Genomic DNA, 14,925 nt, shown 5'->3' with positions numbered 1-14,925 from the left:
ATAATATTTTCAATATAAAGGAGGCAAAAATTTTGGAAAAGAAAAAGTCAGGAATCCCTCGTTTATTAGAAATTGCTGGAGAAAAACGAGGGCTACTAATTATTTCAGGGACATTATCATCTATTAGTGCTATTTGTATGCTTGTACCTTATATATCTATTTATTTTATACTTGCAGAATTGTTAAAGAATGCTTTTAATCCTTCTTTAGCTAATGGAGCATTAATGATGCATTGGGGCACTATAGCATTAATAGGATTAATTGGTGGAATTATAACTATGTATTTTTCTGGGTTATGTTCCCATATGGCTGCTTATCGTATATTATATGGATTACGTGTAAAACTTTCAACTCATATAGTAAAACTCCCACTTGGATATTTTACTAAGAACTCCACAGGAGCAATCAAAAAAACTATGGAACAAAATGTAGAAAAAATTGAGAACTTTGTTGCTCATCAATTACCGGATTTAGTTAATGTATTAGCTACAACAGTAGTAATGATAATAGCAATGTTTTATTTGAGTCCATTGCTTGCCATTGCTTGCATTGTGCCACTATTTTTAGGTTTTTTTGTTCAGTCTAGAATGAGAACTGGTGAAAAAGCTAAAGAAAACTTAAAGTTTTATCATGATTCCTTAGAGAGAATCAATGCATCAACTGTACAATATGTAAGAGGTATGCCAGTTATAAAGATATTTGGACAAACTGTACGTTCCTTTAGAAAATTTTATGATGATATGATAAGTTATAGAGATTATTGTGTAAGATATACAGATCAGTTTCAAAATAGCTATGTTTTTTTTAAGGTAATGCTAGGAGCTTCTTTAACATTTATTTTACCTGTAGGTGTATATATTTTAAGTGGAAAACCTGAAAATATAGCATTTGCGCTAACTTTACTTTTCTTTTTAATTATGGCACCAGGAGTATCAGCTCCTATGTATAAGTTTGCTAATTTTGCTTCTACAATAGGAGATATTTCTGAAGGTGTTGAACGTATAGATAAAATTCTTAAAGAAGAAGCTATGCCCGAAGTAAAGAATCCTAAAATGCCAAAAAAATTTGATATTAAATTTCAAAATGTATCCTTTAGTTATGATTCAACTGAAAACTCAATACGTAAAGAAGCACTTTCAAATATAAATTTTAAGGCAGAACAAGGAAAAGTAACTGCCCTTGTAGGTCCTTCTGGTTCAGGAAAATCTACAATTGCAAACTTAATTCCTAGATTTTGGGATGTAAAAAAAGGTTCCATCACTATAGGTGGAGTGGATATACGGGATATGAGTACAGAGAATTTAATGAATACAGTATCTTTTGTTTTTCAAGATTCATTTTTATTCTATGATACTATTTATGAAAATATTTTGGTAGGAAGACCTGATGCAACTAAAGAGGAAGTGTATGCTGCTGCAAAAGCTGCACAATGTCATGAGTTTATTGAAAGATTTCCAAATGGATATGATACTCTCATAGGAGAAGGTGGAACTTATCTTTCTGGTGGTGAAGAACAGAGGGTATCAGTAGCAAGAGCTATACTTAAGAACTCTCCTATTTTAGTACTTGATGAAGCAACAGCTTTTGCTGATCCAGAAAACGAATATCAAATGCAATTAGCACTTAAAGAATTAATGAAAAATAAGACCGTAATAGTTATTGCTCATAGACTTTCATCTATACAAGACTCAGAACAAATTATTGTTCTAAATGAAGGATGCATTGTAGAAAAAGGTACACATCAGAAATTAAAAGCAAATAATGGGCTTTATAAAAAAATGTGGGATGCATATACTGATGCAGGAAAATGGAAGCTTGAAAAGGGAGGTAGTATAGCATGAAAATCCTTTATAATATAACTGCTGGAAATCCAGAGAAGTTAAGAAAACCAATTTTCTTTTCGGTTCTATCTAATATTTTAAATATCTTACCTTTTACTTTAGCGATAACAGCAGCAAAAATAATATTTGAATCTTATTCAACTGGAGCAGCTCTTGATATAGGCAAGTTGTGGTTAACCTGTGGTGCATTATTTGTATCTATGATAATAATGTTTTTAGGAGAAATACCTGCTTATAAGTCAGCGTATAGAGGAGCATTTATAGTTGCTGCAGAGGGAAGAGCTAAATTAGCTGAACATTTAAGACAATTACCACTTGGATATTTGACAAGCAGAGACCCTGGTGATCTTGGAAATATGATGATGGGTGACTTTGCTCTAATAGAACATTGTATATCTCACCTTATGCCTCAGTTAGTGGGAGCATTAGTTATGCCAGTGATTGCTTTTATTGGATTGTTATTTCTGGATTGGCGTATGGCTATTGCTATGTTTGTGGCGCTACCTGTAGGAACTTTGATTATAAAAGCTACTTCTAAATTACAAAAAAGAGTAGGTAAGAGACATATGGAATCTAAAATATATGCTGCTAATAGATTACAAGAGTATTTAAACGGTATAGGAACCATTAAAGCATACAATTTAACAGGAGAAAGATTTACTCGTCTTGAAAAGGCATTTAGACAATTTATGATTGAAAGTATAAAAATAGAAGGATTTTTACAACCAATAGTATTGGCAGCGCTAGCTTGTATTAGAGCAGGACTTACAGTAATGGTGTTTGTGGGCACACATTTACTTTTAGGTGGAAAATTGGATATTATAACATTTGTTACATTTTTAATTGTAGGGACAAGAGTATTTGATCCTCTAACTACAGCGCTTGGGGATTTCTCAGAAATTAATTACGATCAGCAAGCAGGAGAAAGAATTGTAAATTTATTAAATGAACCTGTTTTATCAGGAGATAAAATGCCATCTGAAGGTCATGATATTGAATTAAAAAATGTTACATTTGGATATGGAACTAACAGTGTTCTTAAAGATGTCTCTGTGAAGATGTCAGAGGGATCATTAACTGCATTGGTAGGACCTTCTGGTAGTGGAAAGAGTACTATTTTAAAATTAATAGCTCGTTTTTATGATCCGCAGAAAGGTGAAGTTCTCATAGGGAATGAAAATATGAAAAATTTAGAGCCAGAAGCTCTTCTTAAGAAGGTTTCTATGGTATTTCAAGATGTATATCTCTTTCAAGACACCATTGGAAATAACATAAGATTTGGTAAAGAGAACGCAACGCAGAGTGAAGTAGAAGAAGCAGCAAAAAGAGCATGTTGTCATGACTTTATTATGAAGCTTCCTCAAGGGTACGATACTCCTGTAGGAGAAGGAGGTTCCACTCTTTCCGGTGGGGAAAAGCAGCGTATTTCTATTGCTAGGGCAATACTAAAGGATGCACCAGTAGTACTTTTAGATGAAGCAACTGCATCATTGGATCCAGAAAATGAAGTAGATATACAAAGAGCAATAAATGAACTTATCCAAGGAAGAACAGTTATTGTAGTTGCGCATAGACTAAAAACTATTTGTCAAGCAGATAATATTATTGTCTTAGATAATGGAGAAGTTGTAGAGCAAGGTATTCATGAGGAGTTAATTTCTCAAAAAGGATTATATTCTCGTCTTTGGAATTTACAACATCAATCTAGCAGATGGAGTATATCTTCATAATAATTATAAATCAATCCCTGTAGAATAAATAAGTTCTACGGGGATTGCTTTATAATTATGAATTTTTGTTATTCAAATGATTTAGGATAAAGATATTTAAGATAATGTTATTTTTATGCTTTTATTACTTTATCATTACTATCCATCAATTTTAAATATTCTTCTTTAGTCATTTTAGGAGTAAAGTTATTTAATATTTCATTTGCATTCTTTGCATTGTCATATAATAAATCTACTACAGTTAATGCCATTGCTTTTGCAGGGGTTATATATGCTAAATTTTCGTCTATTATTTCATATTCTCTAGAATGAAGACTTCCTTTTATTCCACCTATCATAGGATGAAGAGTAGGCATTAATTGTGATACATCTCCAAAATCAAAGGAGCCTGTAAAATCTCCTCCATCTATTATTTTATCTTCAGCTATTCCAATAGTAATTAAATTATCTTTAAATAAATTATCTAATTCTCTATATCTTAATATTGGTAAATAGCCTGGAATTTCTGTAATCTCTATTTCAGCTCCTACAGCAAAAGCACCAGCCATTAGAGCACGATTAATTTTAGCATTTGCATCTAACATTCCTTCTATAGTTCTAGCTCTAACATAAGATTCTATTCTAACATCTGCAGGAACTGAATTTACTATGTCCCCACCTTTAGTTATTATTGGATGAAATCGAACTCTTTCACTTTCCTTAAAAGTTTCCCTTTGGGCGTGTACATTATTCATAGCAAGCATAGCAGCATTTAAAGCATTAATACCTTCATAAGGTGCTGAACCAGCATGTGCTTCTTTTCCTATAAAATTAATTTTCTTTGCTATAAATCCATTACTTTCAGTACCTACCAAGGCTTTATCTTCACCCATATATAAAGAGTGAAACATCATAGAAATATCTACACCATCAAAGTAACCACGATAAATAAGTTCCTGTTTTCCACCAAAGAATTTTATTTTTTTATCTTTTCTTAAATTATCTCTATATTCTAATTCTATTAATTCTTCAGCAGGAGTTGCTATAAATTCTATTTTACCATCTAACTTATCAGTAACGCCAGATTTAACAAGTCCCACAGCAGCTCCTAACATTCCAGCTATTTGTATATTATGACCACATGCATGAATAGCACCTATTTCATTAGCATCTTTATGGTCTTTGCAGAATATAGCATCTAGCTCACCTAATATGGCTATCTTAGGGCCAGTTTTATTAGAATTTATTTCAGATCTACATCCTGTAACTGCAATATTTTCTTCAACATCTAAATTTAATTCATTTTTCATAAAGTCTACTACTGTATTTGTAGTTTTAAATTCTTTATATCCAAACTCGGGAGTAGAGTATATTTTTTTACCTATTTCAATAATTTTATCTCTATTTTTATCAATAGTTTTAATTACTTGTTTTTTTAATTCATCTTTATTCATTTTTATTCCTCCTATATTTTATCTTAAAATTTTAGAATAAAATGGGACATACCTAGTAAGAAAAAAAGATATTTATAAATACTATTATATATTATTACAATTTTACAAGACATCTCTTTTATTGCCTATAGAAATTCCAGCAAAAGCTAAGATAGGTGTAGTAATACTTAGAAAATTTATATTATTAGTTTACTCTATAACTAATTTAAATATAGTACTAGAAGGTAGAGTTAAAAGTAAAGCTATAATAGTAACCTAAGAAAATACAGGGAGAATATATTTTACTATCATAAAATTATAGCAGCTAATACTGAAATCATAATATCTGGAAAAGTTTAACGATAGAAATGCTTAAGTCTATCTATTAACCAATTAAAAGCATTACTAATAATTTATTAGCACTTCTTTTAATATTAATTTCATTAAAAATAAATATCTCTGTTTTTTATTTTTAGAAAAATTAAGATCTAATATTTTGTAATATGAATTAGCAAATGATAGGAAAACAAAGACTAGAGTTTATTTCTGTAATTACTGAAAGCATATTATTTTACATAATATTTTTATTATGTATAATTTCCTATTTATGATTTAAATTACCATAAACTACATATTTAAAAGTACTGAATTTCTTAATTTCATAAGTTATAATATTAGTGCAAAATAATTAATTCTTGTAAGAATATTTATGTAAAAATGCTTACATTATATTGAATATTTGTAATACAATATAAATATTTAAATATTATATTTATAGACTAGTAGAATGGAGGTTAAAATGTTTGAGATTGAAACTAAAGTAAAAAACAAAATAAATTTATTTCATAAAAAAATTTATATTAAAGTACCTTATAAGTTTTTATTAAGTCATATAATTGCATTTAGTTGGATGATATTTTCTATATATGTATCTTTACCATGGATAAATGATCTTGGAATGATAGTTACAAAACCAGTAGCAATATTAATTATTGCTGGTATAGGGTATATACCGGGTTATATTAATGCATTTATTGTTACTAGTCTTCTAATGGATAGGCAGCCAGATTTTTTAGATACAAGCCCTAATGATGAAATTACAATTATCATTGCATGTAAAAATGAAGAAAAAAATATTGCTAATACTTTAAGATATATAGCAAATCAAGATTACGATGGAAACATTAATGTAATTGTTGTTGATAATGGTTCTACAGATAACACATTTAATTCTGCACAGGTAGCAGGAGAAGAAATGAGCTTAAATTTACAAGTTCTTTATGAAGAAAAGCTAGGAAAATATAATGCTTTAAATAGCGCTTTAAATTACATAACAACGAAGTATACAGTTACTTTAGATGCAGACACTTTATTGCATAAATCTGCAATAAGGTACATTGTATCAAGAATTAAATCTGCACCAAAAGAGGTTTGCGCTGTAGCAGGAACTGTTTTGGTAAGAAATAGTAGAGAAAATTTTATTGCAAAGCTTCAGGAATGGGATTATTTTTTAGGAATTGCTAGTATTAAGAGAATGCAAGGTTTATATCAAGGAACATTGGTAGCTCAAGGAGCTTATTCTTTATACAGAACAGAGGCTTTAAGATTAATGGAAGGATGGCCTGATGCCATTGGTGAAGATATTGTTTTAACTTGGAATTTTTTAAAGCATAATCTTAAAGTATATTTTGAACCATTAGCTGTAGCTTTTACAGATGTACCTAAAACATTAAAGCATTTGTCAAGGCAGAGAAGCCGATGGGCAAGAGGAATGCTTGAGGCTTTAAAAATAGTTAAGCCTTGGCAACATCCAATATTCTATGTTCGTTATCTTACAGGTATAAATCTTGTTATGCCATATCTTGATTTTGTATATACTTTTTGTTGGATGCCAGGATTGATACTAGCATTATTTGGAATATTTTGGGTAGTAGGGCCTTTTACATTATTTGTTATGCCTTTAGCACTATTTCAGAATTTTATACTTTATAGGTATCAAAGGCATGTATTTAAAAGACTAGGATTAAGAGTAAGAAGAAATATATTAGGTTTTATTGTATATGTACTTATGTATCAAATGATTATGAGCCCTATGTCTATAATAGGATATTCTCAAGAAATATTAAATCTTAGACGTAAGTGGAAATAATAAATAAGTGATATTTAAAAATAGAATTAATTTATAATATTTACAGTATAGTAAACTAGATTAAATAATAGGAAGTGCTTTTTTACGAAAAAGTACTTCTTATTATTTAAATTTTTATGTATATTTAGAAGGTAGATTAACATTTTTACTACGATAGATGATGAATGTAAAGTTAATAATTTTAACTACTATAGAATATAAGAGAAATGTTGAAAATTTAATTTGTAATCTATCTAAAGTAAGTTATAAAAGAGTCAAATAATGTTCTAGTATTATATTGATTTGGATTAATAGGAGCAATATTCTTATTTAACTTTAAAGATTTTATATAATAAGATAATTTTTGTAGGAAACTTAAAATTTAACTTAAGATAATTAATATTAATTAAGAAGGCTGCTCCAAAAGGAACAGCCATAATTTTTCTATTTATATGAGTAACTTATAAGAAAAATTTTAGTTAATATTAAGAAGATATCCTATGGATTGCAATTTGGAAGAGTAAAGAAACCAGAAACAGCGATGCCTTTAATCACTCCAGGGAAATTAGAACAACCTAATGGTCTAAGAGGATTAATAGTTGCATCAACACAAGTACAGTTATCTAGTTTTTTACGAATAATATCACATGCAGCATTAGCTTCAGCTTCACTACATCTAGTACATATAATATTATTTACGCATACAGAATCATGACAACATAAAGAAGCATCTCTAGGGAAGCCATTTCTAACTCTTGTACATGCTGTACTGGTAATAAAGGCATTTATCAAGAATGGGATACATCCTACAATTTTCACATTAAACACAGTAAGAGTTATAGGGCAGCCGCAAACTGTAGCAGTAGTAGTGCAAGGTTCTACAACACACTGTAAACAATCAAGGTTATAGGTAATTCTTGCAGCATCAAATGCAGTAATTCTTAGATTACTAGGAATATCTATTATACAACAAAAATTTGCTGTACGATTAGGCATTGGAGGGCAAGGAGAACCACATGGCAATATGGCATTAGCTTCTTTAGTTTCAGTTGGTAAATCAGTTTCTTCTTCCATTTCTTCTTCTGATGTTGTATTTACCAATGCATCTTTTGTCATTGATGTTTCTAATGTTAATTCAGGAATCATTTTTTCTTCTGTTGATGTAGTTGCTGTTTGATCATTTGAATTATCTATATTAATAACTTCTTTTATATTCTTCATAATTAAATCTCCTTTTACAATCTAATTGAAAGGATTACTTTCTAATAATTATAGTATGTAGTTTAAAAAATCAGGCTACAGCTTTTTGGGATTTTAGAGTATAACTTTTAAAATTTCTAGTATATACTATGAAAAATCTAATAAATAATTTTTTATAATCATAATTATATTTTGAAAATATGGTTTTTATGTAAATTTATTAATAACAGCTTTAAAAGTTTCTTCCAAATAATGTGAATAACATTTAGAAGTGTTATAATTATATAAATAACGCATCCTTTAAAAAAATAACTAGATAATGCTGTGGAATTTATATTATATACATCGAACTTTGTAAAAATGTTCTTAGAAGGTTCTACTAGTTATTTTTAAAAGATGTATGAATTTGTTTTTATAAAATTTTCCTACTAATGTTTGGAGGGAATGTTTTGAAGAGTAAGGATAAAATATTACAGACAGTTTCAGTATTGCAAAAGAAAATGCCAAAGGGAGTATCTGCTTTTGATGTAAGTAAAGTATTAAATTTAGATAGGGCAAATGTTAGCAGACATCTTAATAAACTTTATTTAGAAAAAAAGCTTCAGAAGATTCAAGGTCGTCCAGTACTTTATAAAATTTTAGAAGAAAATATTGTTGCTTCAGATGACGGTAAAAATAGTCTTGATAACATTATAGGTTCCAAGAATAGTCTACGAATGCCTATTCAGCAGGCTAAGGCAGCTATACTTTATCCACCAAAGGGATTACATACTCTTATCCTTGGAGAAACAGGAGTTGGAAAGTCACTTTTTGCGGAGCTTATGTATAAATTCTCTGTAGAGGCAGGAATGCTTTCTTTTGATGCACCTTTTATACATTTTAATTGTGCTGATTACGCAGATAATCCTCAACTTTTAATAGCCTATATCTTTGGAGTAAAAAAAGGTGCATATACTGGCGCAGATAAAGATAGAGAAGGATTGCTAAAAAAGGCTGATGGTGGAGTTATATTTCTTGATGAAGTACATAGACTGCCACCTCATGGACAGGAAATACTTTTTACATTTATAGATAAAGGACACTTTAGACTGTTAGGCGAAACGGAAAGAATAGAAAGGGCATCAGTCCAGATAATAGCTGCTACCACGGAAAATCCTCAATCTCATCTTTTAAAGACATTTACTAGAAGGATTCCAATGATAATTACTTTACCATCATTAATGAATAGAGGAATGAAGGAAAGATATAGGCTTATTGAGTTATTCATAAAGGATGAATCGAAAAGATTGGGAAAGAGCATATATATCAATCGTAATTCTTTAGAGTCTTTTTTATTATACGATTGTCCCAATAATATAGGACAGTTAAAAAGTGATATACAATTAGCCTGTGCAAAGGCATTTTTAAATTATAAATCACAAAGAAAAAGTTATATAATAATCACTCAAGAAGATCTACCTATTTATGTAAAAAAGGGAATTTTAAAAATAAAAGATAATAGAGAAGAAATAGATAATATTTTAAAAAATACTGGGGATATACTTAAATTTTATTATAAAGAAGAAGAATTAAAAGAAATGGAGGAGAGTAATGAGGAAAAAGGAGATTTTTATGATGATATAGAAAGAAAGTTAGAAAATTTAAAAGCAACTGGTATTCAAGATAGTGAGATTAATCAAATCCTTAATATTGATATAGAAAGTCATTTTAAAAAACATATTGGATATATAACATCTAAGGTTAAGAGGGAGGAAATAATAAATATAGTTGGAGAAGAGATAGTTAACACAGTAGATTATATATTAACTTTTGCACAAAATAAACTTTATAAAGAATATGATGATAATTTATATTTTGCTCTTGCATTACATTTAAATGGCAGTATAAGAAGAATTAAGAGTGGAAGGAAAATATATAATCCAAAATTGAATTTTATAAGAGCTAAATATGATGAGGAGTTCTTAATTGCTATGGAAATAGCAAGGGTCATTGATAATACCTTTTATATCGAAACACCTCTTGACGAAATAGGTTATATTGCTATGTTTTTAGCATCAAATTCTTTTGAATTAGAAAATGAAGAAAAAGATAAAGTAGGGATACTTGTAATATTTCATGGAAATAGTACTGCTAGCAGTATGGTACAGGTTGCTAATGATTTGGTGGGAGTAAATCATGCAGTTGCTCTAGACATGCCTTTAACTATGAATGCAGAAGAGGCATACCAGTTAGCGAAGAAGAAGGCACAAGATATAAATAAAGGAAAGGGCGTTTTGCTTTTAGTTGATATGGGGTCACTAGTAAATTTTGGAGATATGATATATGAAGAAACTGGAATAGTTGTTAAAACTATTGATAGAGCCAGTACTCCTATGGTTATTGAAGGTTTAAGAAAAGCAGTTTTGGGCAGAGACTTAATAGAAGTATACCAAAGTTGTAAAGAAAATAATTCTTTTATAAGAGAACCAATCAGAAAAACTAATATAGAAAAGAAGAATATTATTATAACTGCTTGTTTTACTGGAGATGGAGCTGCGGAAAGGTTAAAACGAGTTATTTGTGAGAAATTACCAAGTACTGAGAAAATAGAGATAATTCCAATGAATATCATAAATAGAAGAGAGTTTTTAAGTTCAGTAGATTATTATAGAGAAAATTATAAAATTTTAGCTATAGTTGGAACAGTAAAAATTCATATAGATGATATACCTTTTATATCTGCAAAAGATTTATTAATTGAAGGTGGGATAAATACCCTTAAAGAAATAGTTGAAGTAAATGATACTTATAATAAAATTAGTTCATCACTTAAAGAACACTTAAATTTTGACGGTTGTGAAAGAACTGTTGAAGATGTAAAACAAACAGTTGAAAAAATAAAAATACAGTTAGAAAAAGCCATTAGTGATGAAGTCGAAATAGGAATAATAATTCATATATGTTTTTTAATAGATAAACTAAAGAATGGCGGTAATGAATCAATATTTAAAGATTTGGAAGACTTCACTGATGAATACAGTAGAGAAATTGTACAAATAAAACAATGTTTAAAAAACCTTGAAGAACAATATGATGTAGAAATTACAAATAATGAAACGGCCTATATTTGCCGTATGTTTATGTTTAATGAATTAGATTAAATATACTTGAAGAATATTTGGATATTGTGTTAAACCATTTTATACTATATTATGTCAATAAGTTTTGTTATTAGATTTATTATTGCATAACTTATTTACTTATATAAGTTCAAATATTTATATAATCCTTAAGTAGTCATGTTATTTTATACCTATTACATTGCAAGTATAGTGTAATCTGTGTAGTCTATAAGAATAGTGTGTATATCAGTATACACACTATTTTTCCGTATTTATATTTTTATTGAAATATAAATATTTTATTGTTAGGATGAGATTAATACTTATCAAACTATTGAGATAACAAGGGTTATGGGACTGTAATAAAATATAAATTTTAAAAAATTTCTTCATTTATTTGAATTATTTAAATTTAGTTTTTCTTAATATTAGTTGTAAATAATACTGTGAAAAATTTTTATTTATATGATAAAGCCTTTAGTAGAGCCATTCATTATTAAAAAAGTAAAAAAATATAGAATAATTATATATAAATGAGAATTTTGGCATAGCATTTGCTTTAATTATTAGTGTAAAGGAGGTAAGTTATGAAGAAATTAAATGTAACAGTAAAAAGTAAATCAGGGCTTCATGCACGACCAGCAGCTACATTGGTTAATTTAACACAACAATTTGAATCTAATATTACCATTGAGAAAGATGGAAGATCAGCAAATGCAAAAAGCATAATAGGAATTTTGAGTATTGGGGCAGCAATGGGAGATAGTGTATCTGTTTTAATAGATGGGGAGGATGAAACAGAAGCATTTAATGAATTAGAAGAATTATTCAATAAAACTTTACCTAATGAATAACAGCTAATGTTCCATTACAAGAAGGAGGAGTATATGGGCTATTATATTGGAATTGACGGAGGCGGCACAAAAACTATTTGTCTTTTAGGAAACCATAATAATGAAGTTATAGGCAGTTTTAAATCTGGCCCTACAAATTATCACAGCGTAGGCGTAAAACAAACAGAAGAGGTATTCAGTTCCATGTTCACTTATTTTTATGATAAATACAATATTGCTAAAGAAAATATTAGTGCAATATGTTTAGGCGGAGCTGGAATTGATTGTGAGGATGATGAAAACCTTTTAAAGAATATTTTTAGGACATTAGGCTATAAAAATAAGTTATTAATATTTAATGATTCCATAACTACTTTGGTTGGGGCAAATGGTGACATGAGAGATGCCATTTTAATTAGTGGTACTGGATCCATATCCTATGGCATTGATATCCATGGTAATGCTGTTAGAGTAGGAGGATGGGGCCATATAATTGACGATGAGGGAAGTGGATTTGCCATTGGAAGAGATGCACTTAAGAAGATAATGGAAAGCTATGATGGAAGAAGTGAAACAACTATACTTTGGGAAAAGGTAAGTAAAAATCTTGGAATTTCGGACTATGAAGAACTTATACCATTTATTTATAATTCAAAAAAACAACATATTGCTGACCTTGCACCTCTTGTATTAGAAAGCTATTATTCCGATAAAATCTCTAAAGACATCGTAAATAAAGCTGTAGAAGATTTATTTAAAATGGTCAAAACTCTTTCATTTAAGATGAAAATTCAGAATTTTCAACTAAGTTTTGGAGGCAGCATACTTTTAAAATCATCTCTTATAAATAGTTTATTAAAGAAAAAAATAAATGATGAATTCCCCGAAGTAATAATTCATGCTCCTTATAAAGACTCAGCCCATGGTGCATTAAATCTAGCCTTAAAAAGTAATGGATATTAAAAAGGAGAGAAAGTTATGAAAAAAATAATGTTGGTTTGTTGTGCAGGAATGTCTACTAGTTTATTAGTAAAGAAGATGCAGGATGCTGCAGCTAAGGAAAATTTAGAAGCTGAAATATTTGCAATAGGAGAAGCAGATGTAAAAAATCATGAAGATGTAGATGTGGTTTTACTTGGTCCTCAAGTTAGATATCTACTTGGAAAGATGGAAAAATTAATGACACCAAAGGGAATACCAGTAAGTGTAATTGACAGTATTTTGTACGGAACTATGAACGGAGAGGCTGTATTAAAACAAGCTATTGACATGACTAAGTAAATAGAATCTCTTTTATAAATATTAGGGGGGTAAAAAATGAAAAAATTTATTAATTTTATGGAGAAACATTTTGTACCTGTAGCAGGCCGAATAGGTGCTCAAAGACATCTTGTAGCAATAAGAGATGGATTTGTAACTTTAATGCCATTGATTATAGCAGGTTCATTAGGTACATTAATCAATGCATTACCAATAGAAGCATATCAAAATTTTATGACTAATGTGTTTGGTGAGTCATGGAAAAACTTTGGAGGAAACATTTGGTCAGGATCTTTTGCTATAATGTCATTTCTTGTAGTGTTTACTATAGCTTATAATCTTGCAAAGTCCTATGAATCTGATGGACTTACAGCAGGTGTTGTAGCTTTTGCAGCACTATTATCTATAACAAAACCTACAGCAGATGGTTCAGGAATACCTTATAGTGCAGCTGGAGGAGTGGGATTATTCTTAGCAATAATTGTAGCACTTATATCTACAGAGATATTTGTAAGGCTAAGAAGAAATAAGTCACTTATAATTAAAATGCCAGATAATGTACCACCAGCAGTTTCCAAATCCTTTGCATCATTATTACCAGTTATGATAACAATAGCTATATTTTCAGTAATTAGGATATTATTTGCTGTAATTGGAGTAGATGATATTCATAAATTAATTTATGATGCACTACAAGCACCTTTAGGAGCAGTAGCAAATACACTTTGGTCAGCAATATTAATTGCACTTTTAAATCACTTATTCTGGTTCTTTGGATTACATGGTTCCAATATATTAGAACCGGTTATGCAAGCAGTTTATCTTCCAGCACTTGAGAAGAATATGGCAGCTGCCGCAGCTGGTGCAGCTAATGCATCTATACCAAATATCGTTACAAAACCATTCTTCGATGCCTTTGTCTATATGGGAGGTTCAGGTGCAACAATTTGTTTAATAATTGCTATTTATATAGCTTCAAAACGTAAGCATCATAGAAATATGGCAAACCTTTCATTAGGACCAGGATTATTTAATATAAATGAATCTATGATATATGGAATGCCTATTGTATTAAATCCAGCATTTATAATACCATTTATTTTAACACCAGTGCTATTAACAATAATAAGTTATATTGCTATTGCTACAGGATTAGTTCCTCGTACTATTGCTATGGTGCCATGGACTACACCACCTCTAATTAGTGGATGGATTGCAACTGGAGGATCAATTAGAGGTTCTCTATTACAAATAGTAAATCTTGCTATCGGTGTGATTATATATATTCCTTTCATTGTTTTAGCAGAAAAAATTGAGGATAAAAAATCTAAAACTATAATAAAGGAAATAGATAATAGCATAAAAAGTTAAAGTTTAAAATTATGCATGGAATCTACAATATTTATTGTAAATTTCATGC

At 29.4% G+C, this 14,925-nt stretch carries 11 protein-coding genes; 9 read left to right on the top strand and 2 right to left on the bottom strand.

Features of this window, described 5'->3' with window-relative positions:
- The first annotated feature begins 32 nt into the window (after positions 1-32).
- Together ACY1IQ_RS06290 and ACY1IQ_RS06285 are read left to right on the top strand one after the other, a co-directional pair.
- Positions 33-1,841 (top strand): ABC transporter ATP-binding protein, encoded by a 1,809-nt coding sequence (locus ACY1IQ_RS06290; RefSeq protein WP_461613163.1) that lies wholly within the window; start codon positions 33-35, stop codon positions 1,839-1,841.
- Positions 1,838-3,571 carry an ABC transporter ATP-binding protein gene (locus ACY1IQ_RS06285; protein WP_461613162.1) on the top strand — a complete coding sequence of 578 codons (1,734 nt, stop codon included), beginning with the start codon at positions 1,838-1,840 and terminating at the stop codon, positions 3,569-3,571. Before ACY1IQ_RS06290 ends, ACY1IQ_RS06285 begins: the two co-directional genes overlap by 4 nt.
- 113 nt (positions 3,572-3,684) lie before the next feature.
- On the opposite strand, the gene ACY1IQ_RS06280 is transcribed toward ACY1IQ_RS06285, so the two are convergent.
- Positions 3,685-5,004: an amidohydrolase gene (locus tag ACY1IQ_RS06280; RefSeq protein WP_461613161.1), complete on the bottom strand. Its 1,320-nt coding sequence runs from the start codon at positions 5,002-5,004 to the stop codon at positions 3,685-3,687.
- A gap of 121 nt (positions 5,005-5,125) precedes the next feature.
- Between ACY1IQ_RS06280 and ACY1IQ_RS06275 the strand changes: the two genes are divergently transcribed.
- Positions 5,126-5,263 carry a hypothetical protein gene (locus tag ACY1IQ_RS06275; protein WP_461613160.1) on the top strand — a complete coding sequence of 46 codons (138 nt, stop codon included), beginning with the start codon at positions 5,126-5,128 and terminating at the stop codon, positions 5,261-5,263.
- Positions 5,264-5,782: 519 nt separating this feature from the next.
- Positions 5,783-7,132, top strand: coding sequence for a glycosyltransferase family 2 protein (locus ACY1IQ_RS06270; protein WP_461613159.1), 1,350 nt, complete (start codon positions 5,783-5,785; stop codon positions 7,130-7,132).
- Positions 7,133-7,609: 477 nt separating this feature from the next.
- Here ACY1IQ_RS06270 and ACY1IQ_RS06265 read toward each other — a convergent pair whose 3' ends face one another.
- Positions 7,610-8,332: a hypothetical protein gene (locus ACY1IQ_RS06265; protein ID WP_461613158.1), complete on the bottom strand. Its 723-nt coding sequence runs from the start codon at positions 8,330-8,332 to the stop codon at positions 7,610-7,612.
- A gap of 410 nt (positions 8,333-8,742) precedes the next feature.
- On the opposite strand from ACY1IQ_RS06265, the gene ACY1IQ_RS06260 reads away from it, so the two are divergent.
- The 5 genes from ACY1IQ_RS06260 (at position 8,743) to celB (ending at position 14,876) form a co-directional block, all read left to right on the top strand.
- Positions 8,743-11,451, top strand: a complete 2,709-nt coding sequence (locus ACY1IQ_RS06260; protein WP_461613157.1) for a sigma 54-interacting transcriptional regulator — start codon at positions 8,743-8,745, stop codon at positions 11,449-11,451.
- Between the two features lie 548 nt (positions 11,452-11,999).
- Entirely contained in the window at positions 12,000-12,266 is a 267-nt protein-coding gene (locus ACY1IQ_RS06255) for an HPr family phosphocarrier protein (protein WP_291566385.1), read from the top strand.
- A gap of 33 nt (positions 12,267-12,299) precedes the next feature.
- Entirely contained in the window at positions 12,300-13,208 is a 909-nt protein-coding gene (locus tag ACY1IQ_RS06250) for a BadF/BadG/BcrA/BcrD ATPase family protein (RefSeq protein ID WP_461613156.1), read from the top strand.
- Positions 13,209-13,223: 15 nt separating this feature from the next.
- Entirely contained in the window at positions 13,224-13,526 is a 303-nt protein-coding gene (locus tag ACY1IQ_RS06245) for a PTS sugar transporter subunit IIB (RefSeq protein WP_461613155.1), read from the top strand.
- Positions 13,527-13,562: 36 nt separating this feature from the next.
- Positions 13,563-14,876, top strand: coding sequence for a PTS cellobiose transporter subunit IIC (gene celB / locus ACY1IQ_RS06240; protein WP_461613154.1), 1,314 nt, complete (start codon positions 13,563-13,565; stop codon positions 14,874-14,876).
- Positions 14,877-14,925 lie beyond the last annotated feature (49 nt).

The sequence above is a fragment of the Clostridium sp. Marseille-QA1073 genome, assembly GCF_054863625.1.
The sequence above is the reverse complement of the archived record's forward strand: the minus strand, read 5'-3'. Positions and strand labels throughout refer to the sequence as shown.